Annotated in this window: 1 pseudogene; it reads right to left on the minus strand. The window is 58.3% G+C overall.

Annotation, left to right across the window (positions count from 1 at the left end):
* A pseudogene (locus tag OGY10_RS23745) lies at window positions 1-540 on the minus strand (replication endonuclease); the annotation flags it as partial.

Genomic DNA, 540 nt, shown 5'->3' on the forward strand with positions numbered 1-540 from the left:
ACCCCCTGATTTGTTCAGATTTTCAACAGGGGGACAGTTATTGCCACGAGTCCAAGGGGCGCAAGCGCCCTGGTCGGCTGTCGCCTCCTGAACGTCAACGGCCTTACGAACCTTTTTCCACTTCATCGCGTGCGTGCAAATCTTGCCCTCTACAATCGGGGACCAGATGCCATAGATACGGATACCGTGATCGCCGTAGGCGCTCGGTTCGTCGTTAAGCTCATAAGCCGTGCGGACAAGGTGATGTTTGCGGGGAACCAGTACACCGCCCTGCTTCATGATGTAGGTAGCAAAGCAGCCCGCATCAGCTGCTGCCAGCACCGCATCCAGACGCGGGTTATCCAGTACCGGCGCACCCGCTTTGTGCTCGCCCTGTGCTCTCGCGGCCTGACCAGCCAGCAAGCGCAGCTCGCGGTATGCCTGACGCCCCGGAATACCAAAAAAACGGAACTGCTGAACTCGGTGCAGTGACGCCCAGGCGCTGACATGCTCGGCGCTGTCACGCAGTGATCTGCCGGTTTCTTTGCTGATTTCTTTAGC

Origin of the sequence: Citrobacter sp. Cpo148, assembly GCF_030332375.1 — a bacterium.
Classification (GTDB): domain Bacteria; phylum Pseudomonadota; class Gammaproteobacteria; order Enterobacterales; family Enterobacteriaceae; genus Citrobacter; species Citrobacter portucalensis.